Annotated in this window: 17 protein-coding genes; 5 read left to right on the forward strand and 12 right to left on the reverse strand. The window is 73.4% G+C overall.

Annotation, left to right across the window (positions count from 1 at the left end):
• Positions 1-189: 189 nt before the first annotated feature.
• Complete coding sequence (locus AB0K09_RS11605) at positions 190-882, forward strand: pyridoxamine 5'-phosphate oxidase family protein (RefSeq protein WP_366065135.1); 693 nt, start codon at positions 190-192, stop codon at positions 880-882.
• Positions 883-887: 5 nt separating this feature from the next.
• Here the strand turns inward: AB0K09_RS11605 and AB0K09_RS11610 are convergent, their stop codons facing one another.
• Together AB0K09_RS11610 and AB0K09_RS11615 are read right to left on the reverse strand one after the other, a co-directional pair.
• On the reverse strand, positions 888-3,296 hold the full coding sequence (locus AB0K09_RS11610) for a glycosyl hydrolase family 65 protein (RefSeq protein ID WP_366065136.1): 2,409 nt from the start codon (positions 3,294-3,296) through the stop codon (positions 888-890).
• A 19-nt stretch (positions 3,297-3,315) separates the two neighbouring features.
• Entirely contained in the window at positions 3,316-4,179 is an 864-nt protein-coding gene (locus tag AB0K09_RS11615; RefSeq protein ID WP_366065137.1) for a universal stress protein, read from the reverse strand.
• 319 nt (positions 4,180-4,498) lie between these two features.
• On the opposite strand from AB0K09_RS11615, the gene AB0K09_RS11620 reads away from it, so the two are divergent.
• The gene (locus AB0K09_RS11620) at positions 4,499-5,326 is read left to right on the forward strand and encodes an oxidoreductase (RefSeq protein ID WP_366065138.1); all 828 of its coding nucleotides are present in this window, start codon (positions 4,499-4,501) and stop codon (positions 5,324-5,326) included.
• 179 nt (positions 5,327-5,505) lie between these two features.
• Here the strand turns inward: AB0K09_RS11620 and AB0K09_RS11625 are convergent, their stop codons facing one another.
• Together AB0K09_RS11625 and AB0K09_RS11630 are read right to left on the reverse strand one after the other, a co-directional pair.
• A complete protein-coding gene (locus tag AB0K09_RS11625; RefSeq protein ID WP_366065139.1) occupies positions 5,506-5,784 on the reverse strand; it encodes a hypothetical protein in 279 nt (92 codons plus the stop codon).
• Positions 5,785-6,149: 365 nt separating this feature from the next.
• Positions 6,150-6,944 carry an alpha/beta hydrolase gene (locus AB0K09_RS11630; RefSeq protein WP_366065140.1) on the reverse strand — a complete coding sequence of 265 codons (795 nt, stop codon included), beginning with the start codon at positions 6,942-6,944 and terminating at the stop codon, positions 6,150-6,152.
• Between the two features lie 256 nt (positions 6,945-7,200).
• Between AB0K09_RS11630 and AB0K09_RS11635 the strand changes: the two genes are divergently transcribed.
• A complete protein-coding gene (locus AB0K09_RS11635; RefSeq protein ID WP_366065141.1) occupies positions 7,201-8,583 on the forward strand; it encodes an MFS transporter in 1,383 nt (460 codons plus the stop codon).
• Here the strand turns inward: AB0K09_RS11635 and AB0K09_RS11640 are convergent.
• The 3 genes from AB0K09_RS11640 to AB0K09_RS11650 form a co-directional block, all read right to left on the reverse strand.
• A complete protein-coding gene (locus AB0K09_RS11640; protein WP_366065142.1) occupies positions 8,557-10,500 on the reverse strand; it encodes a GAF domain-containing protein in 1,944 nt (647 codons plus the stop codon). The two genes, AB0K09_RS11635 and AB0K09_RS11640, sit on opposite strands and share 27 nt — an antisense overlap.
• 57 nt (positions 10,501-10,557) lie before the next feature.
• Complete coding sequence (locus tag AB0K09_RS11645; RefSeq protein ID WP_366065143.1) at positions 10,558-11,394, reverse strand: 3-hydroxybutyrate dehydrogenase; 837 nt, start codon at positions 11,392-11,394, stop codon at positions 10,558-10,560.
• Positions 11,395-11,491: 97 nt separating this feature from the next.
• Positions 11,492-12,400 carry a helix-turn-helix transcriptional regulator gene (locus tag AB0K09_RS11650; RefSeq protein WP_366065144.1) on the reverse strand — a complete coding sequence of 303 codons (909 nt, stop codon included), beginning with the start codon at positions 12,398-12,400 and terminating at the stop codon, positions 11,492-11,494.
• A 186-nt stretch (positions 12,401-12,586) separates the two neighbouring features.
• On the opposite strand from AB0K09_RS11650, the gene AB0K09_RS11655 reads away from it, so the two are divergent.
• Positions 12,587-14,032, forward strand: a complete 1,446-nt coding sequence (locus AB0K09_RS11655) for an MFS transporter (protein WP_366065145.1) — start codon at positions 12,587-12,589, stop codon at positions 14,030-14,032.
• Positions 14,033-14,144: 112 nt separating this feature from the next.
• Here AB0K09_RS11655 and AB0K09_RS11660 read toward each other — a convergent pair whose 3' ends face one another.
• The 5 genes from AB0K09_RS11660 to AB0K09_RS11680 all read right to left on the reverse strand — a co-directional run bounded on the left by AB0K09_RS11660 (position 14,145) and on the right by AB0K09_RS11680 (position 20,382).
• A complete protein-coding gene (locus AB0K09_RS11660; protein ID WP_366065146.1) occupies positions 14,145-14,900 on the reverse strand; it encodes a hypothetical protein in 756 nt (251 codons plus the stop codon).
• A gap of 93 nt (positions 14,901-14,993) precedes the next feature.
• Positions 14,994-15,827 carry a hypothetical protein gene (locus tag AB0K09_RS11665; protein ID WP_366065147.1) on the reverse strand — a complete coding sequence of 278 codons (834 nt, stop codon included), beginning with the start codon at positions 15,825-15,827 and terminating at the stop codon, positions 14,994-14,996.
• A 16-nt stretch (positions 15,828-15,843) separates the two neighbouring features.
• The gene (locus tag AB0K09_RS11670) at positions 15,844-17,934 is read right to left on the reverse strand and encodes a SpoIIE family protein phosphatase (protein ID WP_366065151.1); all 2,091 of its coding nucleotides are present in this window, start codon (positions 17,932-17,934) and stop codon (positions 15,844-15,846) included.
• A gap of 191 nt (positions 17,935-18,125) precedes the next feature.
• Positions 18,126-19,022, reverse strand: a complete 897-nt coding sequence (locus tag AB0K09_RS11675) for an NAD(P)-binding domain-containing protein (RefSeq protein WP_366065148.1) — start codon at positions 19,020-19,022, stop codon at positions 18,126-18,128.
• A gap of 76 nt (positions 19,023-19,098) precedes the next feature.
• Positions 19,099-20,382, reverse strand: coding sequence for a cytochrome P450 (locus AB0K09_RS11680; protein WP_366065149.1), 1,284 nt, complete (start codon positions 20,380-20,382; stop codon positions 19,099-19,101).
• Positions 20,383-20,666: 284 nt separating this feature from the next.
• On the opposite strand from AB0K09_RS11680, the gene AB0K09_RS11685 reads away from it, so the two are divergent.
• On the forward strand, positions 20,667-21,069 hold a 403-nt coding region (locus AB0K09_RS11685; RefSeq protein ID WP_366065150.1), incomplete at its 3' end, for a DUF1992 domain-containing protein.

Here is a 21,069-nt window from a genome sequence, read left to right on the forward strand (position 1 = left end):
GCTGACACAACGGTGTGTCCGGATTTCCGGGGGCGCGCCGAGGCCGGGGGCGCCCGGGCCCTGCGCCGGTGACCGGCGTCCCCGATCAGCGGCGCAGGGCTGGCACACGCGGCGGGGTACTGGTCCCCTGGAAGGCGAGACAGCCCGGAAGCCCCGCGTCAGGCCGGGCGCCATACGGAGGTGGGGCGGATGCGCACCGACGGGCCGGGTCCCGGCGGCCCCGAGGCCGCCACCGGGGAACCGCACGAGGACACGGTGGCCACGCGCTGTGCCGTACGCCGCGAGCAGCTCGGGCTGACGCGTGAGCAGCTGGCGCGCCGCGCCGGCATGTCCGTCGCCTATCTGGGGCAGGTGGAGAGCCTCGGCGGTGACTTCGACCCCGCCGCGCTCATGCGCCTGGCCGGGGCCCTGGAAATGCCCTATGACGAGCTCGCCGGGGGCCCGCGGGACGCAGCGCCCGGGCAACGAGGGGCTGCTTCCCACCCCTTGCTGGCACAGCTGCCCGAGGACGAGTGCTGGCGCCGGCTCGGCACGCACGGCATCGGCAGGATCGGCCTGAGTGAGCCCGGGTCCGCCCCCGTCGTGCTGCCCGTGAACTTCCTGGTCGACGGCCGCACGATCGTCTACCGGACCGATGCCGACGGCGCGGCGGCCCCGGCGGAGGGGAAACGGCTGGCGTTCGAGGCCGACCACATCGACGAGCGGCTCAGCCGCGGCTGGAGCGTTCTCGTCACCGGAACGGCCGAGCACATCACCGACCCCGACACGGTGGCGGCCCTGGCCACCCGGACCGGTGCCCGGCCCTGGGCCGGCGGGAAGCGCGATCTCTGGGTCCGTATCCGGCCGGGCGAGGTGACCGGGCGCACGATCGAGACCCGGTGAGCGGCTCAACCGCGCTGCCCGCGGGGCAGTCTCAGCGTCGTGGCGTCGCCCGGCGAGACGGTGAGCGAGCGGTCGGGCAGGACGATCCTGACCGCCGATTCCTCCGAGTCCGGCACACTCACCGTCAGCTCGTCGCTCCGCACGCGTAGGCCGATACCCCAGTGGCCGCGGTAGCGGAGGGTGAAGCCGAACTCGGACAGCTCCGGCAGCTCCACCGGGTCCAGCCACAGGGCGTCCTCCCGGGTCTCCAGACCGGTCAGGCCGCGCTGGACGAGGTCGAGGGTGCCGGCCATGGCACCGAGGTGGATGCCTTCCGGCGTGGTGCCGCCCTGGAGGTCCGCGACATCGCCCTCGAGCGCCTGGTGGAAGTACCGCCAGGCGTCGGCGCGGCGGGCGCGGGCCAGGACCCAGCCGTGGACGACCTCGCTGAGAGTGGAACCGTGGCTGGTGCGCCGCAGGTAGTGGTCGACGGTGCGCTGCCACAGCTCGTCGGTGAGCCGGTAGCCGAGACGCCGGAACAGCGACGCGAGTTCGGCCGGTGAGAAGAGGTAGCCGAGCATCAGCGCGTCGGCCTGTTTCGAGACCTGGTACCGGCTGACGGCGTCGCCCTCGGCCTCCAGGATGCGGTCCAGCCGGCGGATGTCGCCGTAGCGCTGCCGGTACCGCTCCCAGTCCAGTTCGGCCAGGTCGCCGTAGCCGTCGAACTGGCTGATGACGTCGCGGTGGAACGGCACGACCAGGCCCCGGGAGACGTCCTCCCACAGCGGGAGTTCGCCGGGGTCGAGGCAGCCGCGTTCGACGAGTTCCTGCCGGCGGCGGGCCGGCAGGCCGCGTACCAGGTCGAGGGCGCGGGTGAGCACCCAGGCGGCCGTGACGTTGGTGTACGCGTTGTCGTCGATGCCGGGCCGGGCGGCACCGGGGTAGGTGTCGTGGTACTCGTCGGGTCCTATGACTCCCTGGATGCGATAGCGGCCGCTCGCGGCGTCCAGGGCGGCGCTGCTCGCCCAGTAGCGGGCGATCTGCAGCAGCATCTCCGCGCCCTTGGTGTGCAGGTACTCGGTGTCGCCGGTGGCCTGGCAGTACTGCCACACGTTGTACGCGATCGCCGAGCCGACGTGCCGCTGGAGGCGGCTGTGGTCGGGCAGCCAGCGCCCGGAGCGCGGGTTCAGGTGCAGCCGCTGGCTCTCCTCCCGGCCGTCGCTGCCGCTCTGCCACGGATACATCGCACCGCGGCGGCCGACCTGGCGTGCCGCCCGGACGGCCTGCGGAAGGCGCCGGTGGCGGTAGTCCAGCAATGCGCGGGACACCTCGGGGAAATGGAGGTTGAGGAACGGCAGGACGAACAGCTCGTCCCAGAAGACGTGCCCCCGGTACGCCTCCCCGTGCAGTCCGCGCGCCGGCACACCCACGTCCAGGTCGGCGGTGTGCGGCGAGAGCGTCTGCAACACGTGGAAGAGGTGCAGGCGCAGCACCCGGCCCGCCTCCCCGGGGACGTCGAGCCGTGCCCGGCGCCAGAGCTGTTCCCAGGCGACGGCGTGGGAGCGCAGCAGCTCGGTGAAGTCCGGTGCGTGGGCTGCTCGTTCGACGGCGGCGCCCACGGGGTCGCTGATGGCACTGTCGCGGGAGGTGTGCAGGGCGACGGTCTTGGTCACGGCCACGGGCTCGTCCCCGGGCAGGGCGAGAACGAAGCGGTGCACCGCGTGGTGACCCGCTGCCGTGCGCGAGACCGACGTTGCGGGCGGCCCGTCGGCCTCTGCGCGCTGGGCCATGCCGATGCCGATGCCGGACGTCCTCGTACGGCATCGCAACCACACTGTGCCGGACTCGGCCACGCCGGCGCGCACCCCGGCCAGATGGCGTCGTTCCAAAGCCCGGTAGCGGTGCACGTTGGCGTTGGTGACGCTCCCGTCGAGCGCGGCTTCCACCTCGATCCGTGCGGGCCGGGTCTCGGCCGTGAAGACCGTCCGCAGCGCCCCGAGGTGTGGATCGCCCATGTGGACCAGCCGGCACTGCTCCACACGCAAGACCCGGCCGTCGCCCGCCCGGTAGCGGAAGGTCCGGGTCAGGGTGCCCTGCCGGAGGTCGAGCACCTGCCGGTAGTCCGTCACCTCGCAGGTGTCCGGCGTGAACCACGGGCCCGGCGGGCCGCCGGCGCGCAGCAGCCGGAAACGCAGCAGCAGCCAGTTCGGGAAATTGACCAGGTCTTCGTTCTCCACCTGCCGTCCCGCGACCGACGAGACCAGGCGGTCGTAACAGCCGGCCACATACGTCCCCGGGCAGTGGACCAGCCCGCCCCGGCACTCGGGGGCGGCACCCCGCGTGGCGAAGCAGCCGTTGCCGAGTGTGTGCAGCGCCTCCCGCAGCCGCTCAGCCGCCGGGTCGTAGCCCTCGTACTCCCAGGTCCACTCCCCCATCGCCGGCCCTCACCGACCCTCAGTCGTGCGGCACCACGGCGACCGGGCACGCCGCGTGGTGCACGCACGCTTGTGCCACGTTGCCCAGGCGCGGCGTCATCGGCGGGTGGTGCCTGCGTCTGCCGACCACCAGCATGGCGGCTCCTTCCGCAACCTCCAGAACCGCCCGGGCGGGGCTGCCGAGCCGCACCGTGCCGGCCACCTCGACGCGTGGGTGGCGCTCGCACCACGGCTCCACGGCACGGGACAGCTGCGCTTCGGCCGCCTTGCTGATCTCGCCCGCCACGTCCGGGTCGACGCCCCAGGGCGCGTACGCCTGCACCGGCGGCGGGCACCCGTGGACGACATGGAGCGGCACCCCACGGGCGGCGGCCGTCTCGAAGGCGAACTTCAGCACGCTGTCGCACGGGCCGTGCAGGCTGACGCCGGCGACCACGCCGCCGGCACCGGCTGCTGCCGGCCGGCCCGCGCGTACCAGGACCACCGGCCGCTCGGCCCTCCCCGCTGCCTGGAGGCTGATGTCGCCCAGGAAGAAGCTCGCCACGCGGTCCAGTCCCCGCGAGCCCAGCACCACCATCGTCGATTCCCCGGCCGCCCGCAGCAGCGCGGTCTCGGGGTCCTCCGCCACCAGGTCCTCGGTCACCGAGAGATCAGGGTGCCGCTCGTGCACGGCTGCCGCGGCCGCGCGCACGATGCGCCTCGCCCAGTAGTCCTGATCCTTGTCCGGGGGAAGCCCGGTGGACGGCTCGCCCGCCAGCAGGACCCACGCGTGCAGCAGACGCAGCCCGAGCCCGCGGCGCTCCGCCTCGTCCGACGCCCACAGGGCGGCCGCCAGACTCTCGGGGGAACCGTCGAGCCCCACGGTGATGGGTGCCTGCTCCATGACGGTCACCTCCGTCGCCGCGCTCTCGCGTCAGCGGGCCGCTCGTGCGGCTCGCCCTCTCCAGCCTGGGTCCCCCGGGCGGGCATGGCCACCGGAGCCGAGGCGCCGGCTGTTTTCAGGAGCCGCCCACCGCTCGGGCGGTCACTGGCACGGCCGCGGCCCCGGCCGGCCGGCGAAAGCCCGACGCAGCTCCAGCCGGTCACTCTCGTTGCCCGGGCCCTGACGGAGTACCCCCGTCACCCAGCCATTTGATCTAGACCCGACTCCAGCATCTACCGTCGAGCTGTCGGCCAATGGGGCGATCGAGCAGGGGAGAACAATGAGCGTTTGGTTTGTCACCGGTGCATCGCGTGGGCTCGGCGCGCAGATCACCCGTGAGGCGCTGGACCGCGGGCACAGCGTGATCGCTACGGCGAGGGACGCGTCGGCAGTGCTTCAGGCGTACCCGGAAAAGCCGGACGGATTGCTGGCGGTGAACGCGGACGTCACCGAACCGGCGCAGCTGACGGCTGCGGTGGAGGCCGGCCTGGCGGAGTTCGGCCGGATCGACATCGTGGTCAACAATGCCGGTTACGGCCTCGTGGGCACGATCGAGGAGGCCTCCGACAAGGCTGTCCGGGATCTCTTCGACGTCAACGTGTTCGGCGTGCTCAACACCTTGCGGGCCACCCTGCCGGCGTTGCGTGCCCAGCGATCCGGACATGTCGTGAACATCGGCTCCGTGGGCGGCTTCGCCACCGCTCCGGCCGTGGGTCTGTACGGCGCGTCGAAATTCGCCCTGGAAGCCATCACCGAGGCACTGCACGGCGAGCTGGCACCGCTCGGTGTCCGCGTCACGGTCGTGGAGCCGGGCGGATTCCGCACCGACTTCCTCAACAGTTCGAGCATCCGGGTCGAACCAGCCACCATCGCGGAATACGCCGCCGGCGCGGGACCGGTGCGCGAGGCACTGGCCGGGAACGACGGCCGCCAGCCGGGCGACCCGGTGAAGGGAGCCAAAGCCATCGTCGACATCACCGAGGTCGCCGAGCCGCCGCTGCGCCTGCAGTTGGGAGCGGACGCGGTCGAACGCGTCGAGGCGAAGCTGGATCTGGTGCGACGGGAACTCGACGAATGGCGGCACGTGGCGCTCTCCACGGCCATCTGAGTCTCCGGGCGAAGGGCGCCGCCACTGGGTTCGGTGCAGCGCAGACGTCATACAAGCCGGGCCTCCCCGCCGGGGAGGCCGGGCCTCGCAGCCCGCGTGTTCCGGCGACCCGCGAGCGGGCGGTGTCGACTGCCCGAAAGGGTACGACGATGCCCTCTCGCGGGAGGGGACACGGCCGGCTACTTGGCGCGTATCTTGCGACCCTTCGGCGGCTCGCATTCCTGCGCGGCCGCGATGAAGGGCTTCAGTGCGTCATGGAGCTTATTCAGCGAGTCGGGCCCGAGCTCGATCTGGTAATACTGGACAGAAGGGATCAGCCTGGTTTCGAATTCGCCGCTTCCGTCCTCGTCGTCCTTCGCGGCCCCGGCCCGCACTTCCATGCCCGGAACTGCGAACGTGTGCAGATGGACGTCCTCGGTCACGGTCGGATCGAGGTCGTCGTAGGCTTCGACCTTCACCCATGTCTCCTGGGTGAAGGACTGGTCCCCCACTGTCAGTGTTCTGCCTCCCTTCCGCACACCGGGCTCGCCTCGCCGCGATTCGTCTACCTCAAAAATTCTGGTGCCCATCAGCGCCCCTTCCCAAGATCAACCAAAGCCTAGCTGCTGCTGGGGAGTTGCACTCAATAGCGGTGCAGCGGGCCGTCTCTGCGCGACGAACACCCGCCCGGCTCCCCCACACACAGGAAGCGAACCGGCTTTTCAGCCGCGAGCGAGCGGCGAACGAGCACGGCTTTCGCCGGCCTGAAGACCCGGCGCGGCATCACCAGGATCCCGATAAATGGCCGTCAGACGGCCGGCCACGCTCCTGCGGGCCGCTCGAGTCAGATGCTCAGGGGATCACCGGCGAGGAATTGCCGGAGCAGGGCGCCGACCTCGCGTGGCCGCTCCAGGTAGAGCATATGATCGCAGTCCAGTTCAGCGACGGTGAGACGGTCACCCAGAACCGCCCGGCAGTCTGTGATGTACTCCGGACGTACGAAGCCGGAACGCTGGGCGATCACGAGCAGTGTGGGCACGGTGGACGGAGGAAGCACCGGTGGGCCGGCCATTTCGGAGCACGCGGTCACAACGGCCGCAGCGTCGAACCGCCACCGCCGGCGACCGTCAGGTCCTTCGATCAGATGGTCGGCGACTTCGTCGTCCACCGCTTCCGAGGATGCGTACGGCCAAGCAGCCTTCCGCTCCGCACGTGCCTCATCGCACCCCGCGAACGACGACGATGTCATCGTCCGGCGAGCCTGCTCGTGCAGCCCGTGAGGGGGCAGACCGACCGACGGATCCAGGAGTGCCAGCCTCCCCACACGCTCCGGCGCCGTCCGGCAGAGGTGAAGGGCAACCAGCCCTCCGAAGGAGTGCCCGACCACGTCGACCTGGGGAAGTCCCAGGTCGTCCATCACCGCCAGCACATCCGCCACATGGCGTTCCACGCTCCACGGCGGGCTCCAGTCGGAACGTCCGTGCCCACGTAGGTCGGGAGCAATGACGTACGAGCCGGGCAGATGCCGCTCGGCGAGCCGTCGCCACCGCGCGCCGTGCCCCTGGATCCCATGCAGAGCCAGCAGCGGGCCGGCCGCAGGAGCGCCATAGCGATGCGTGTGCAGATGCCCCAAGACCATGGCCGCACCCTAATCGATCACCGTGCGATCCCGGGACCTGCACCCGCCACCGGCCATTCCTTCCCACGACGGGAACGCCGGACCTGCATCCTGATCACTGTCCGCCCCTTGGCCTCGCGGGAGGCGATCCCTCATGGCCGCCGCCATCACACCCCGCCACCGAACTGTGTAGCCCCACCACATAGGCCACTGACCTGCCACTTCCTACCTTGTGGCGACGCAATGACGCGCCCCTCACCCACCCGGAAGTGATGACATGGCCACCCCCTCCCCACACGCTCCAACTCCCAGCTCGCTCCCCCGCATCGTCGCCGCCAGCCTCATCGGGACCACCATCGAGTGGTACGACTTCTTCCTCTACGGCTCGGCGGCCGCGCTCGTGTTCAACAAGCTGTTCTTCCCCGGGTCCGATCCGCTCGTGGGGACGCTGTTGTCGTTCCTGACGTACGCCGTCGGGTTCGCGGCGCGGCCCGTGGGGGCGCTGGTGTTCGGGCATTACGGGGACCGGCTCGGGCGGAAGCGGCTGCTCGTGGTGAGTCTCGTCATGATGGGCGGCGCGACCTGCGCCATCGGGGTGCTGCCGACGCACGCCGCGGTGGGCTCACTGGCCCCGGTGCTGCTCACCGCGCTGCGGCTGGTGCAGGGGTTCGCGCTGGGCGGTGAGTGGGGCGGGGCGGTGCTGCTGGTGTCCGAGCACGGGGACGCCCGGCGGCGCGGGTTCTGGGCCTCCTGGCCGCAGACGGGGGCGCCGGCCGGGCAGTTGCTGGCGACGGGGGTGCTGTCCGCGCTGACGGCGACGCTGCCGGCCGGGGCGTTCGCCTCGTGGGGCTGGCGGGTGCCGTTCCTGCTGTCCGGGCTGCTGGTGATGGTCGGGCTGTGGATCCGGCTCTCCGTGGAGGAGTCACCGGTGTTCAAGGACGCGCGCGAGCGGGCCGCGGCGCGCCGGGAGAAGAAGGGGGCCGCGCGCATGCCGCTGGTGGCGGTCCTGCGGGACCACCGGCGTGATGTGCTGGTGGCCATGGGGGCACGGCTGGCGGAGAACATCAGCTATTACGTCATCACCGCCTTCGTCCTCGTGTACGCGACCGAACAGGCCCAGGTGAGCCGGCAGACCGCCCTCGACGCGGTCCTGATCGGATCGGCGGTGCACTTCGCGGTCATTCCGCTCTGGGGCGCACTGTCGGACCGTATCGGGCGACGGCCCGTGTACCTGCTCGGGGCGGCCGGGGTGGGGGCGTGGGCCTTCCCGTTCTTCGCGCTCGCGGACACCGGCGGGTTCGGGGCGCTGGTCCTGGCCGTCACCGTGGGGCTGATCTGCCACGGCGCGATGTACGCGCCGCAGGCCGCCTTCTTCGCGGAGATGTTCGCCACCGGGGTGCGGTACTCGGGTGCCTCGATCGGTGCGCAGTTCTCGTCCGTGGCGGCCGGTGCGCCGGCGCCGCTGATCGCCACTGCCCTGCTGGCGCACTACGGCAGCGCCACGCCGATCGCCCTGTATGTGATGGCCGCGGCGGCGGTCACCCTCGTCGCGGTCGCCGCGGCGCGCGAGACGCGCCACCGCGACCTGGGCGACGACGGGGAGCCGGGCCCGTCGGAGGCGGGGGCCGAGCCGTCACGGGCCGTCGGCGGGGCCCGGTGAGAGCCGGTGCAGCCGCAGGGCGAGCTGGATCTCCAGGGCCCGGGAGGGCGACTGCCAGTGGGGGCCGAGGAGGCGTCCGACGCGCTCCAGCCGCTGGGCGACCGTGTTGACGTGCACGTGCAGGGCGTCCTTGGTGCGGGCCGGGCTCATGCCGGAGGCGAAGTAGGCGTCGAGCGTGCCGACGAGCTCGGTGCCGCGCCGGGTGTCGTAGTCGACGACGGGTCCGATGGTGCGGGTGATGAACTCCCGTACGCGGTCCGCGTCGGGGGCGGAGGCCAGCAGCAGGCCGAGGAAGCCGAAGTCGCCGGCGGCGGCGCCGTCGCCCGCCCGGCCGAGCACGTTCAGCGCGTCCAGGCAGCGGCGGGCCTCGGTGTAGGCGGCGACGACCTCGTCCGGACGGTCGGCCGGGGCGTGGACGGGGGCGGAGGATCCGACGGTGACGGGTGCGCCGACCTCGCCGCCGAGCCGGCGGGCCACGCACCGGGCGGTCTCGGTGGCGCCGTCGTCCGGGCCGTGGGGCAGGAGCAGGACGGTGCCGCCGTCGCGGGCGGCGGCGAGGCCGTGCCGGGTGGCGGCCAGGTGCGCGGCGGCGGAGCTCAGCCGCTGCCGGTCGGCGGGGGTGTCGCCGCGGCCGCCGGCGATGCGGGCGGCCAGGACGAGGTGCGGGGCGCGGAGGTCCGCGCCCAGCCGGGCGGCGCGTTCCCGCAGCAGGCGGTGGTCGCGGCCGCCGGCGTCGAGGAGGTCGTCCAGCAGTTCGCCGCGCACCCGGTGCTCGGCCTCGTCCGCGGACCGCCGGGCCAGTTGCAGGAGCGAGGTGACCATGGCGGCACGCTCCAGGGTGCGGCGGTCCACCGCGTCGAGCTCCCGCCGGCCGTACAGCCGCAGGGCGCCGAGCAGTTCCTCCCCGACGGACACGGCGGCGATCCAGCCGTCGTCGTGCCGTACGGCCCGGCCGGCGGCCCGGGAGCGTTCCAGGGCGGGTGCCGGGCAGCGGGGCGCCTCCAGGAACGCGACGCGTCCGGCGAGGACCTCGGCGACCGTGTCGGCCACGTCGTGGACGTCACCGCCGCGCAGCACGAGTTCGGTGAGCCGGTCGTGGACGCCGGCGGCGCGTTCGAGGGCGGCGCTGCGGTCCCGGATGATCCGGTTGGCGGTCTCCAGTCCGGCGAGCGCCTGGCGTGTCCCGGCGAGCAGGTTCGCCGTGTCGATGGCGACGGCGGCGTGCGCGGCGAGGGAGCCGAGCAGCGCGATGTGCCGCCGGTCGAAGACGCGTGCCCGCCGGTCGGCCGCGAAGAGGACGCCGATGACCCTGCCGCCGAGGTCGAGGGGGACGCCGAGGATCGCGACGAGGCCCTCCTCCCGCACGCCCGCGTCGATGGCGGTGGTGTGCCGGAAGCGGGGGTCGTCGAGGTAGTCGTCGGTCGCGTACGGACGCGCGGTCTGCGCGACGAGTCCGCCGAGTCCCTCGCCCATGCCGAGCCGCAGTTGCTGGAAGCCGGCCGAGACGGAGCCGTCGGTGACGCGCATGGAGGTGACGCCGGCGGCCGGGTCGTTGAGGGTGAGGTAGGCGGCGTCGGTCCCGACCAGGGAGCGGGCGCGGCGCACGATGGCCTGGAGCACGGCGTCGGCGTCCCGCAGCCCGGCCAGGTCGTGCGCGGTGTCGACGAGTGCGGACAGCTCGCTCTCGCGGCGCCGACGGTCCTCCAGCTCCGCGCGTACGCGCAGGGCGAGGAGCCGGGCCCGCTCCGCCCGCTCCACGGCGGCCGGATGGTCCGGCGAGGCCGCGCGGGCGTGCAGCACGGGGCGTTCGTACGCCTCGGCGGGCGCGCCGCGCGCGAGCAGCGCGAGGTAGGTGGCGAAGGGCCCGTCGGCATCGGGATGGCGGTGGTCGTGGTCGTGGTCGTGGTCGTCGAGCATGGGCACAGGCCTATCGCCGGGGCGCGGCGGGGCGCCAGTGGCGGTCGGTGCGATACGTCAGTGCGCGGTCCAGCCGCCGTCCATGACGAGGGTGCTGCCGGTGATGAAGGAGGCGTGCGGCCCGCAGAGGTAGGCCACGGCCTCGGCGACCTCTTCCGGTTCGACGAGCCGTTTGAGTGCCGAGCCGGCGAGCAGGACGTCGGTCAGGACGCGCTCGACGGGCAGGGAGTGGACGGCGGCCTGGTCGGCGAGTTGCTTCTCGACCAGCGGGGTGCGGACGTATCCGGGGCTCACGCAGTTCGAGGTCACGCCGTGGGCGGCGCCTTCGAGGGCGACGGTCTTGGACAGCCCCTCGAGGCCGTGTTTGGCGGCTACATAGGCCGACTTGTAGGCGGAGGCGCGCAGCCCGTGCACGGAGGAGATGTTGACGACCCGGCCCCAGCCCCGCTCGTACATGTGCGGCAGGGCGCCCCTGAGCAGCCGGAAGGGCGCCTCCAGCATGACGGTGAGGACCGTGTGGAAGGCCTCGGGCGGGAACTCGTGCAGCGGACTGACGTGTTGGATGCCGGCGTTGTTGACGAGGATGTCGGTGTCCGCGGCGGCCCGTTCGGCCGCGGGCAGGTCGGCGAGGTCGAGGACGACGGCCTCGACGTTCCCCGCCAACCGCTCCTCCTTCGCCCGCCGTTCGAGCTCCGCGAGACCGTCGCCGTCGCGGTCCAGGGCGCGGACACGGGCCCCGTCGGCGGCGAGCCGCAGGGCGCACGCGGCGCCGATGCCGCCGGCGGCACCGGTGACGAGCGCGGTGTGCCCGGCGAGAACTCCGGGACCTGGGGCGGGACCGGGGTCGGGACCGGGGCCGGGAGGCTGGGATCGGGGCGTGGGGGCGTCGGCCATACCGGCACCCTAGGCCGGGACGGCCGGGGAACCGATGGGGTGCGCGCCCATGGTGTGCGCCCCGCGCATGGGCGCGGCGCACACCCCTGCCGGTACGTCAGGTGCGGGGGGCGTCCGCCCGCTCGGTCCCGGGGGCCGGTTCCGCCGTGGCGGCCGGCTCGCCGGTTCCGGGGGCCGCCATGTCGAGGAGGGTCATGGCGTCGTGGTCGGCGCTCCCGGGCGGGGCCATGTAGACGACCAGGCGCTGCCCGTCGGCCCGGTTGAGGTTCATGACCTCGTGGGTGAGCGTCATGGTGCCGACGAGGGGGTGGTGGAAGGTCTTGGAGCCGTCGCCTATCGTGCGGACCTCGTAGCGCTCCCACAGCCGGTTGAAGTCGGCGCTCTTGACGACGAGTTCGCCGATGAGCGCGGCCAGGTCCGGCGCGTCGGGGTCGCTGCCCGCGACGGCGCGCAGCTGGGCGACGCAGTTCTTGGCCTTCTGCTCCCAGTCCGGCCACAGGGTCCGGGCGGCGGGGTGCAGGAAGGTGTATCTGATGGTGTTGCGCTGGCGGGCGGGCCAGTCGGCCATGCCGTGCAGCAGGCGCATGCCGCCGGCGTTCGCCGCCAGCAGGTCGTTGGTGCGGCCGACGACATAGGCGGGGCTCGGCCGGACCGTCTCCAGGAGCTGCTTCACGCTGGCGCGCACCGTGCGGGACAGCGGCGGGCGGGGCTCGGGGGCGCGGCGTGCCGCCTGGGCCGCGAGCTCGCGCATGTAGGCGCGTTCCTCTTCGTCGAGCCGCAGGGCCGCCGCGAGCCCTTCGACCACGGCGGGGCTGGGCCGGGTCTCCTTGCCGCGTTCGAGGCGCGTGTAGTAGTCGACGCTCACGCCCGCGAGCGTGGCCAGTTCCTCGCGGCGCAGGCCGGGGGTACGGCGCACCCCGAGGCCGGCCGGCAGCCCCACATCGGTGGGGCTGACGCCGCTTCGGCGGGCCCGCAGGAATCGTCCCAGCTCAGTCTGCTCGCTCATGCCGCCCAGTCTGCCAGCGCGCCCGGCGCGGGCGGCGGCCGGTGGGGGGCCCTGTCACACCCCCGCACGGCACACCCCGGAAGACCGCGGTCTGCCTCCCGCCGGCGCCGCGGGCGAGAGTGGTGGCGAGGCGGCGGGCAGGCACCCGGCCGCCGCACACGTAAGGCATCGGGAGGGACGACCAGCATGACCACCACCATGACGAAGACTTCGAGCGAACCGATACGCACCGGCGCAGGCACCGGCACCGACGCCGGCTTCCGCTCCCCGCAGCCGCCGGCCGCTCCGCGCGGGGTGTCGGCCAAGGTGGTGCTCGGCGCTGCGCTGCTCGGCTTCTTCGTGATCGGCCTGGACGCGTCGGCCGTGAACGTGGCCCTGCCGGCCGTCGGCCGGACGCTGGGCGGCAGCACGGCCGGGCTGCAGTGGATCGTGGACGCCTACACGCTGATGTTCGCGGCCCTCATGCTGTCGGCCGGAGCGCTGTCGGACCGTCTCGGCGCCAACCGGGTGTTCGCGGCGGGCCTGACGGTGTTCACCGCGGCGTCGGTGGCCTGCGGGCTGGCACCCTCGCTCGGACTGCTGATCGTCGCCCGCCTGGTGCAGGGCGCCGCGGCGGCGGTGATGCTGCCGTCCTCGCTGGCGCTGGTCCGCCAGGCCTTCCCCGACGCGGCCGAGCGGGGCCGGGCGATCGCCCTGTGGACGGTCGGCGGTGCGGTCTCGACCGCGGCCGGTCCGGTGGTGGGCGGGGCGCTGACCAGTTCCCTGGGCTGGCCGTCGATCTTCTTCCTCAACGTCCCGGTCGGTCTGCTCACCCTCGCCGTCCTGACCCGTGTACCGGGCTCGCCGCGCCGCGCGGCGTCCCTGGACCCGCTCGGGCAGGTGACGGCCGTCGTCGCGCTGGGTTCCCTGACGTACGGGGTGATCGAGGGCGGGGCGTCCGGTTTCGGCACTCCCGCCGCGGTGGTCAGTCTGCTGGTGGCGGTCCTGGCGGCGGTGGCCTTCGTCGTCACCGAGGCGCGCGTCGCCGACCCGATGGTGCCCCTGAGCCTGTTCCGGTCGCGCACCACCACCCTCAGCCTGGTGATCGGCTTCGCCGTCAACGCCGCCTTCTACGGCGCGGTGTTCGTCTTCAGCCTGTTCTTCCAGGAGGTCCTCGGACAGTCGGCGGTCACCGCCGGGCTGATGTTCCTGCCCATGACCGCGCTGGTCGCGGGCGCCAACGTGAGCTCCGCCAAGGCCGCCGCCCGCTTCGGCCCGCGGGTGCCGATCGCCGTCGGGCAGGCGGTCTGCGCCCTGGGCCTGCTGTCCCTGCTGACGGTGGACGCGGGCACCGACCACGTCGTCATCGCCCTGATGCTCGTTCCGCTGGGCATCGGCCTCGGCTTCGCGGTGCCCTCGCTGACCGCGGCGATGCTGGGCACCATCGACCCCGAGCGCGCGGGAATGGCGGGCGGAGTGCTCAACGCCGTACGGCAGACCGGCGGTGCCCTGGCCGTCGCCGTCTTCGGCGCCCTGGTCTCGGACCGGTCGTCGTTCGTCCCGGGCATGCACGTCAGCCTGCTCGTCGCCGCGCTCGCCCTCCTCGCGACGAGCGCCGCGGCGCTGGCCCTGCCCCGGGTCCGGCGCTCCTGAGGACACCGCCCCGGCCGCCCGGCCGGCCCTCCCGAAGGCCCCCCGTCGCACACCGCCCGTCCGGCGGCCGGCGGGGGGCCGCCTTGTGCCCGGAACGCGGGCGCAGCCCTTGTCAGGCGGTCTTCGCCGCGACGGCGGCCAGCTTCTCGCTCGCCTTGGCCAGGGCCGCCCCGAAGGCCGCCTTGCCGCGGTCGCCCGTGTCCGGGTAGTTGTTCAGCACCGTCGTGACGGCGCCGTGGATGCGGACCGTGCCCATGTCGAAGTCCATCTCCATGTCACCCTGGACGACCTTGACGGTGTAGCTGACGGAGTCGTCGCCGTACTTGGGCTGCTGGGCGGTCTTCCTGACCGTCAGCGAGGCCGGCTTGCCACCCTCCTTGCCCGGGAACGTCCCGCACTGTTCCACGGCCGCGTGCAGGCCGGTCATGGCCTTCTCGGCCTGGGCCCGGGTGTAGCCGCTGACGTCCTGGGCGACGGTGGTCTGGTCGCCCTTCTTGGTGAAGACCTCCTGGGCGTTGGCCTTGTGGTCCTCCTCCAGCCGTCCGTTGTTGAGGAGGGCGGCTATCGGGGCGCACAGCGGCTTGACGCCGGAGATGACGTCGTCGTCCGCGCCGCCCTGGGACTTGTCCAGGCCCGTGTTGGCCTCCAGCTTCCACCCGGCCGGCAGGTCGCCGAGGGCGACGAGGGCCTGCTGCGCCTGCGCGGCGGTGATTGCTTCCGGAACGGCCGGAGCGCTCTGAGCCTTGTCCTTCTTACCGACGGAGCCGGCACCGGAAGCGGCGCCGGAGCTCCCGCCGCAGGCAGTGAGCAGCAGGAGCGACGAAGCAGCCAGGGTCGCGAGAGCGATACGACGGGGGCGAACGCGCACGGGGTTGTTCCTTTGTGCAAAGACCGGGAATGTCGGACGGCAAGTATGCACAGCCGGGCTGTGAATGTCCGGCGGTCCCGCATCACAAGGTGGTCACTCTTCGCTTCCCCGGTCGGGCGCGGCCTGCTGCGCGTCCCGCAACCGGGCGTGTGCCCGGCGGGCCCGGTCCTCGGCCTCGCGTTCCCGGGAGCGGGCCCGGTCCAGGCGTGCGGCCAGGCCGGCGGTCTCGCGGCGGGCCTCCGCCAGCTCGCGCTCGGCGTCCTCGGCCTCGTTCCGCCGGTCGGTCAGCTCCCGTTCGCGGGCCTCGCGCTCCTCCCGGGCCCGCCGTTCGCCGGCGGCCCGCCGTTCGTCGCGTTCCCGCTGCCGGCGTCGTTCCCGGGCGGTCTCCAGAGGGACGACCGTCTCCTGCCGGCCGCCTGGGCGCGGCGGGCGGCGGATCGCGGTGTCGTCGGCGGCGGGGAATCCGGCCGGGGGCGGGAAGGCCGTGGTCAGGCGGCCGCCGGCGAAATCGCGGGCCGCGGCCGGGTCGCCGAGGAGGGCGTGGAGCGTGGCTTCGACTTCTCCTTGGGCGGTGTCGCCGATGGGCGCTCCTGCCGCCGTCGCCAGCCGGCGGGCCTCACGGGCCAGTGCGTCGACCAGGTCGCGTTGCCGGCGGGTGAGTTCGTGCAACTGAGCGCCGTCCAGTTGCCGGTGGGCCCGCCGCAGTTCTTCGCCGAGGGCGGCCAGGGCGCGGACGTCGTCCGGTCGGTGGCGGACGAGGAGGTTGCCGGCCCAGGCCGCGAGCGTCGGCCGGCGCAGGGCGCCGATCCGCGCTGCGAGTTCCTTGTCGCCCGTGTCCCGTGCCCGGGCGGCGTACCGGTCGCGGGCCGCGGTGAACCGCTTCGGCGGCAGCCCGTACAGGTCGTCGGCGACGGTGTCGAAGTCCATGGGCATCACCGGCTGTTCACCCGGCAGGTGCGCCGCCGGTGCGCAGGACCAGGACGGCGATGTCGTCGGTGTGCTGTCCGGTGGGCCGGGCGAAGCGGAGGAGCCGGTCGATGAGGGCGTCGAGGTCGTGGTCGTCGGCGCCGGCGAGGTGGTGGGCGAGGTCGTCCGTGTTCTCCTCGATGTCGGTGCCCTGCGTCTCGACCAGGCCGTCGGTGTACAGCACGAGCAGCGCGCCGTCGGACAGGGCCAGTTCGGTGACGGGGTAGGCGGTGTCCGGGTCGATGCCCAGGAGCGGGCCGGGCTCGACGTGGAGGGTGTACGCGCGGTGGCCGGCCCGGCGGAGGATCGGGGGCGGGTGGCCCGCGCTGGCGATGGCGGCCCTGCGGCGGCCGAGGTCCAGATGGGCGTAGAGGCAGGAGACGAGCAGGCCGGGGTCGAGGTCGACGAGCAGCCGGTTGGTGCGTCCCAGGACCTGGTCGGGGGGCGCGCCGGTGGCGGCGTGGGCGCGGACGGCCGAGCGGACCTGGCCCATGAGGGCGGCTGCGGCCACGTTGTGGCCCTGGACGTCGCCGATGACGGCGCCGCAGTCGCCGCCGCCGAGTGGGACGAGGTCGTAGAAGTCGCCGCCGATGTCCATGCCGAGCGTGGCCGGCAGGTACCGCGCGGCGGCGTCGAGGCCGGGCAGCCGGGGCAGGGAGCGCGGAAGCAGCGCCTGCTGGAGCCCCTGCGCGAGCCGGCTCTTGGCGTCGTAGAGCCGGGCGCGGTCCAGCGCCTGGGCGATGAGGCCGGCCAGCGAGGTCAGCACGGCGCGTTCGTCGGAGCTGAAGTCGTGCGGGTGGTCGTAGGAGAGGATGCAGCAGCCGACGGTCCGCCCCGAGACGATCAGCGGCAGATAGGCCCATGCCTGCTTGTCGCTCAGGGCCAGGGCTTCCGGGTAGGACTCGCCCATCTCGTCGCGGTCCGGGAAGAACAGGGGGGCGCCGGCGGCGAGCACGTCGCCGGCCGGTGTGACGGTGGTGTCCACGGGCAGGCCGTCGAGTCCTTCGATGATGTGCGGCGCGTAGCCGCGGTGGCCGGTGATCTTCAGCCGGCCGGCGTCGGCGGCGGACAGCACGAGTCCTTCGGCGCCGAAGGCCGGCATGACCTGTTCGGCGACCATGTCGACGACGTCCTGGATGCCCACGGCCTCCGTCAGGGCGGCGGCCAGGTGCATCAGCTGGTAGATCCGCCCGGCCGCGGGGCCCTCGGTGGAGGGCCCGGGGCGGTCCGCCGGTACGGGCCGGGGGCGCGGGCGCGGTCCGCCGTCCGCGGGGTCGCGGGCGGGGACGATGCGGACGCTGATGCCGCCGGCGTCCGGGTAGAGCCGGATGTCGAGCCACCGGTCGGGGGGCCGGAGGGCGGTGAACGCCATGGGCTCCCGGCTGATGACGGCGGCCCGGTAGCGGTCCTCGTACTCGGGACGGTCCAGCCAGGGCAGGGCCTGCCACGGCACGGTGCCCAGAAGGTGTTCCGCGTCGCGGCCGAGCAGGCGGGCGGCCGAACGGGTGAGGAAGGTGATGCGGCTCTCGAGGTCCAGCGCGAGGCTGCCGCCCGGCAGCCGTTCCGCGAAGTCCGCGGCCGCGAGCGCGGCGTTCCTGGGCTCGGCGCGGGGCCCGCGCGGCGTGACGTCGTACGGTTCGTCGGGCACGGCCGGCGGTCCGGTGGTCCGGGTGGCCTCGGCCAGCAGGACGGCGATGCGGCGGCCGCTGGAGGTGATGTTCGCGCGTTCGCGCCCCGTGGAGTGCGGCGGGCGCGAGCCCGGCCAGAGCAGCAGGAGCGTGCCCCAGGGGCGCGTCCCGTCACTGACCGGGGCGGCGGCCAGTACGAAGGGGAACGGGAGCGAGACCGCGGACAGCGGATAGGAGCGGGCGAGCTCCTCGCGGCTGCCGATCCAGACCAGACGGTCCTCGCGCACCGCGTCCACCACCGGTGTCGTGGCCGTGAGCGGCAGGCGCCGCCACGGCTCGGCGAGCTTGGCGGGCACCCCGCTGGTCACGGCGAGGCGCAGGGCGGGCTCGTCGGGAGCCAGCAGGTAGATTCCGCCCGCCGACGCGCCGGTGCGGCGCATCGTCTCCGCCAGCGTCCGGCCCAGCGCCTCGAAGGCGCCTGGCTCCACGCTGTCACGAACGGTCACGGAAGCCCCTTTCCCGGCGACGGCGGGGGTGCTTGCGTCACGTTCCCGACGCTACGCCCGTACGGGTCGGGCGGCACACCACCGTGCGGGCCGCTCCCGCCCACCGGGATCGGGGGCCGCCGGGGTCAGGGGGCCGCCGTGCCGCTGGGCGCGTCGGTGCGCAGGAATTCCAGGAGTGCGGCGCAGCTGTCGTCGCCGTGGCCGGCGGTCACGGCGCGCCGGGCCAGGTCCCTGAACAGCTCGGGCAGGGCGGAGTGGACGCCGCGCAGTTCGCTGGCGTGCACAAGGATGTCCATCGGCGCCACGCTGTGGTGCAGCGGCCACCCCCCGCCGGGGCAGCTGGCGGTGTCGATCTGCCGCGCGTAGCCGGGCAGGGCCGTGCGGACCGTGGTCAGCCACTGTTCGGCGACCTCCGTGTACGCGGTCGCCGTCTCCGCTCCCCCGGGCCCGTCCGCGCGGGTCAGGGCCACGCCGTGCAGCCAGCCGGTCAGGGTCGCCCAGGTCAGTGCCAGCAGCGCGGTGTCGTAGACGGAGGGCACCGCGGTGTCGGTACCCAGATAGTGCGGGTGCCCCAGGGCAGTGAGCGTGTGGTGGTGGCGGTCGAAGGCGGCACGGGGGCCGGCGCACAGCAGCAGGGAGGGACGCCCGGTGCCCGCCGGGCTCGTCAGGGTCACGCCGTCCAGGTAGAGGGCGCCGTGGCGCTCCGCCCAGCGGGCCGTGCGCCGCGCCTGGTGCGGCGGCCCCGGGGTGAGGTTGAGCAGGGTACGGCCGGTGAGGTCGCCGGCCGCGGGCGCGAGGACGGTGTGGACCGCTTCGTACGCCGACAGGCATATCACCGTGGGATCGCCGGCCCGGACGGCCTCGCCGGCCGTCGCCGCGTGGACGGCGCCCGTGCCGGCGAGGGCGGCCGTCTTGCCGGGTGTGCGGTTCCAGACGGTCGTGCGGTGGCCCGCGGCCAGCAGGGCACGTGCCACTTCGGTCCCGGTGCGGCCGAGGCCGAGGACGGTCGTGTGCGTTTCCATGATCTCCCCCGTGCTGTTGTGATTGCGTGATGGGTGGCGTGGTCCGTGCCCGAGGGCCCGTGGGACGGCGCCGTGGTCACCAGGTGGCCGACAGCCGGGTCGGGGCGACGACGTTGATGCTCGGCTCGTACTGCCAGGTCTGGCCTTGGATCAGTCGCAGACCGGGGCGGTGCCGCATGAGGGCGGTGACGGCCTCGCGTGCCACCGTCCGGGCCAGGTTGGCGCCCAGGCAGCGGTGCAGTCCCTGCGAGAAGTGCAGACTGCTCGTCAGATGGGCGCGGCCCGGGTCGTGGACGTCGGGCTCGGGGAAGCGGCGCTCGTCGCGGTTGGCGGAGGCGGTCACCAGCCACAGGGGCGCGCCGGCGGGGACGGGGACACCGCCCAGTTCGACCGGGACGGCTGTCACGCGGAAGACGCCGAGGGCCGGTCCGGAGTGCCGGAGGATCTCGTTGAACACCGCGTCGAACGTGGCGGGTTCCTCCCGGAGCCGTTGCCAGCGCTCGGGTTCTTCGAGCAGTTCGCGGAAGAGGTTGACCAGGGCGAAGCTGGTGGGCCGGAAGCCGGCGGTGATCATGTCGAAGCTGATGAGGCTGATGAGCTCCGCTTCGGAGTAGTCCGCCTCGCCCTCGGCCGTCTTGCGCACGAGCATGCTGATCAGGTCGTCCCCGGGTTCGCTCCGGCGCCGGGCGATGATCCCGGCCAGATATTCCTCCCACGCCAGGACGTCGTGGGCCAGGGCGAGTCGGAGGTGCTCGGGGGGACGGCCGAAGAAGAAGTCGTTGACGGCCCGGTGGTGACGGACGATGAGGTCGTAGTCCTCGGCGGGCAGGCCCGCGAGGTCGATGACGACCTTGTTCGCCAGCGGTCGCGCGTACTCCTCGACCAGGTCGACGGGCGGTTCGGCGGGCAGTCGCGCGATGCAGCGCCGGGCGGTGGCGCGGACGCGCGGTTCCAGGCGCCGGGCTCCCCTGGCGGAGAAGAACTGGGCGACGGGAGAGCGCAGGCGGTCGTGGTCGGGTGGCCCGTCGAATCCCATGTTGGGTGCGGTGAAGGTGGCCGTCCGGCGCAGGACGTCGCGGACCTCGGGCCGGCAGCCCTGCATGATCACGGATCGGGTGGAGGCGGGGAAGCGCCGCGCGTCCTTCAGCACGGTGGACACGTCCTCGTACCGCGTGACGATCCACAGGCCCAGTTCCCGGACGAAGGAGACCGGCGCGTTGTCGCGGAGGTTCTTCAGCACGGGATACAGCTGCGACGAGCCGTGGGACAGGAAGGTGGTCGCTATCGAGGCGGACGACAGCAGGGGGCAGCCCTGCCCGTCCGCGCGTGGCTCGGCGGTGGCGCCGGTCTGCTCGGACACGTACAACTCTCTTTCCCCCGTAAGCGCCCCGAGTCATGTCAAAGGCGCCCTACTCGCCATCAATCCTCCCATTGGGGTGGGCATCCAGGAAGCCGCCAGGACGACAATCACACTCATGGACCGGGGCATCCGGACAGGCCTTCGCCTGCCCTACGACACATGCCGGACGGCCCCGGACCGTATCCGTACGTCACGGCCCCCGCCCGTTTGAGATCCTGGAGGGAGGGACGGCCCACGGCGTCGCCCGGGACGGGCGGGGCGGCCGTCGACGGGAGGAGCGCGCGGTGACCGAGCGGCGGAAGCCCAGGCCGGAGGACGTCGAGTCGTGGGCGGACCGGAAGATACGGGAGGCCGAGGAGCGCGGCGAGTTCCGCGATCTGCCGGGGTTCGGCAAGCCGCTGCCCGGCCTCGACCGGCCCTACGACGCGGACTGGTGGATCAAGGAGAAGATGCGCCGCGAGAGGCTCTCCTTCCTGCCGCCGGCGCTCGCGCTGCGCAAGGAGGCGGAGGACGCCCTGGCGGCCGCGGCGGCGGCCGGGACGGAAGCGGAGGTGCGGCGGATCGTCGGGGCGGTCAACGAGAAGATCGCCGCGGCCCTGCGGATGCCACCGCCGGGGCCACCGCTCGATCTGGCACCCTTCGACGTCGACGACATCCTCGCCACCTGGCGGGAGAGCCACGGGGGCG

The organism is Streptomyces sp. NPDC049577, assembly GCF_040675635.1.
Lineage (GTDB): Bacteria > Actinomycetota > Actinomycetes > Streptomycetales > Streptomycetaceae > Streptomyces.

What these genes read in the sequence shown, in the direction of transcription:
- AB0K09_RS11605 (WP_366065135.1), top strand. Translation starts at nt 190, where the DNA reads ATGCGCACCGACGGGCCGGGTCCCGGCGGCCCCGAGGCCGCCACCGGG.
- AB0K09_RS11610 (WP_366065136.1), bottom strand. Translation starts at nt 3,296, where the DNA reads ATGGGGGAGTGGACCTGGGAGTACGAGGGCTACGACCCGGCGGCTGAG.
- AB0K09_RS11615 (WP_366065137.1), bottom strand. Translation starts at nt 4,179, where the DNA reads ATGGAGCAGGCACCCATCACCGTGGGGCTCGACGGTTCCCCCGAGAGT.
- AB0K09_RS11620 (WP_366065138.1), top strand. Translation starts at nt 4,499, where the DNA reads ATGAGCGTTTGGTTTGTCACCGGTGCATCGCGTGGGCTCGGCGCGCAG.
- AB0K09_RS11630 (WP_366065140.1), bottom strand. Translation starts at nt 6,944, where the DNA reads ATGGTCTTGGGGCATCTGCACACGCATCGCTATGGCGCTCCTGCGGCC.
- AB0K09_RS11635 (WP_366065141.1), top strand. Translation starts at nt 7,201, where the DNA reads ATGGCCACCCCCTCCCCACACGCTCCAACTCCCAGCTCGCTCCCCCGC.
- AB0K09_RS11640 (WP_366065142.1), bottom strand. Translation starts at nt 10,500, where the DNA reads ATGCTCGACGACCACGACCACGACCACGACCACCGCCATCCCGATGCC.
- AB0K09_RS11645 (WP_366065143.1), bottom strand. Translation starts at nt 11,394, where the DNA reads ATGGCCGACGCCCCCACGCCCCGATCCCAGCCTCCCGGCCCCGGTCCC.
- AB0K09_RS11650 (WP_366065144.1), bottom strand. Translation starts at nt 12,400, where the DNA reads ATGAGCGAGCAGACTGAGCTGGGACGATTCCTGCGGGCCCGCCGAAGC.
- AB0K09_RS11655 (WP_366065145.1), top strand. Translation starts at nt 12,587, where the DNA reads ATGACCACCACCATGACGAAGACTTCGAGCGAACCGATACGCACCGGC.
- AB0K09_RS11665 (WP_366065147.1), bottom strand. Translation starts at nt 15,827, where the DNA reads ATGGACTTCGACACCGTCGCCGACGACCTGTACGGGCTGCCGCCGAAG.
- AB0K09_RS11670 (WP_366065151.1), bottom strand. Translation starts at nt 17,934, where the DNA reads ATGCGCCGCACCGGCGCGTCGGCGGGCGGAATCTACCTGCTGGCTCCC.
- AB0K09_RS11675 (WP_366065148.1), bottom strand. Translation starts at nt 19,022, where the DNA reads ATGGAAACGCACACGACCGTCCTCGGCCTCGGCCGCACCGGGACCGAA.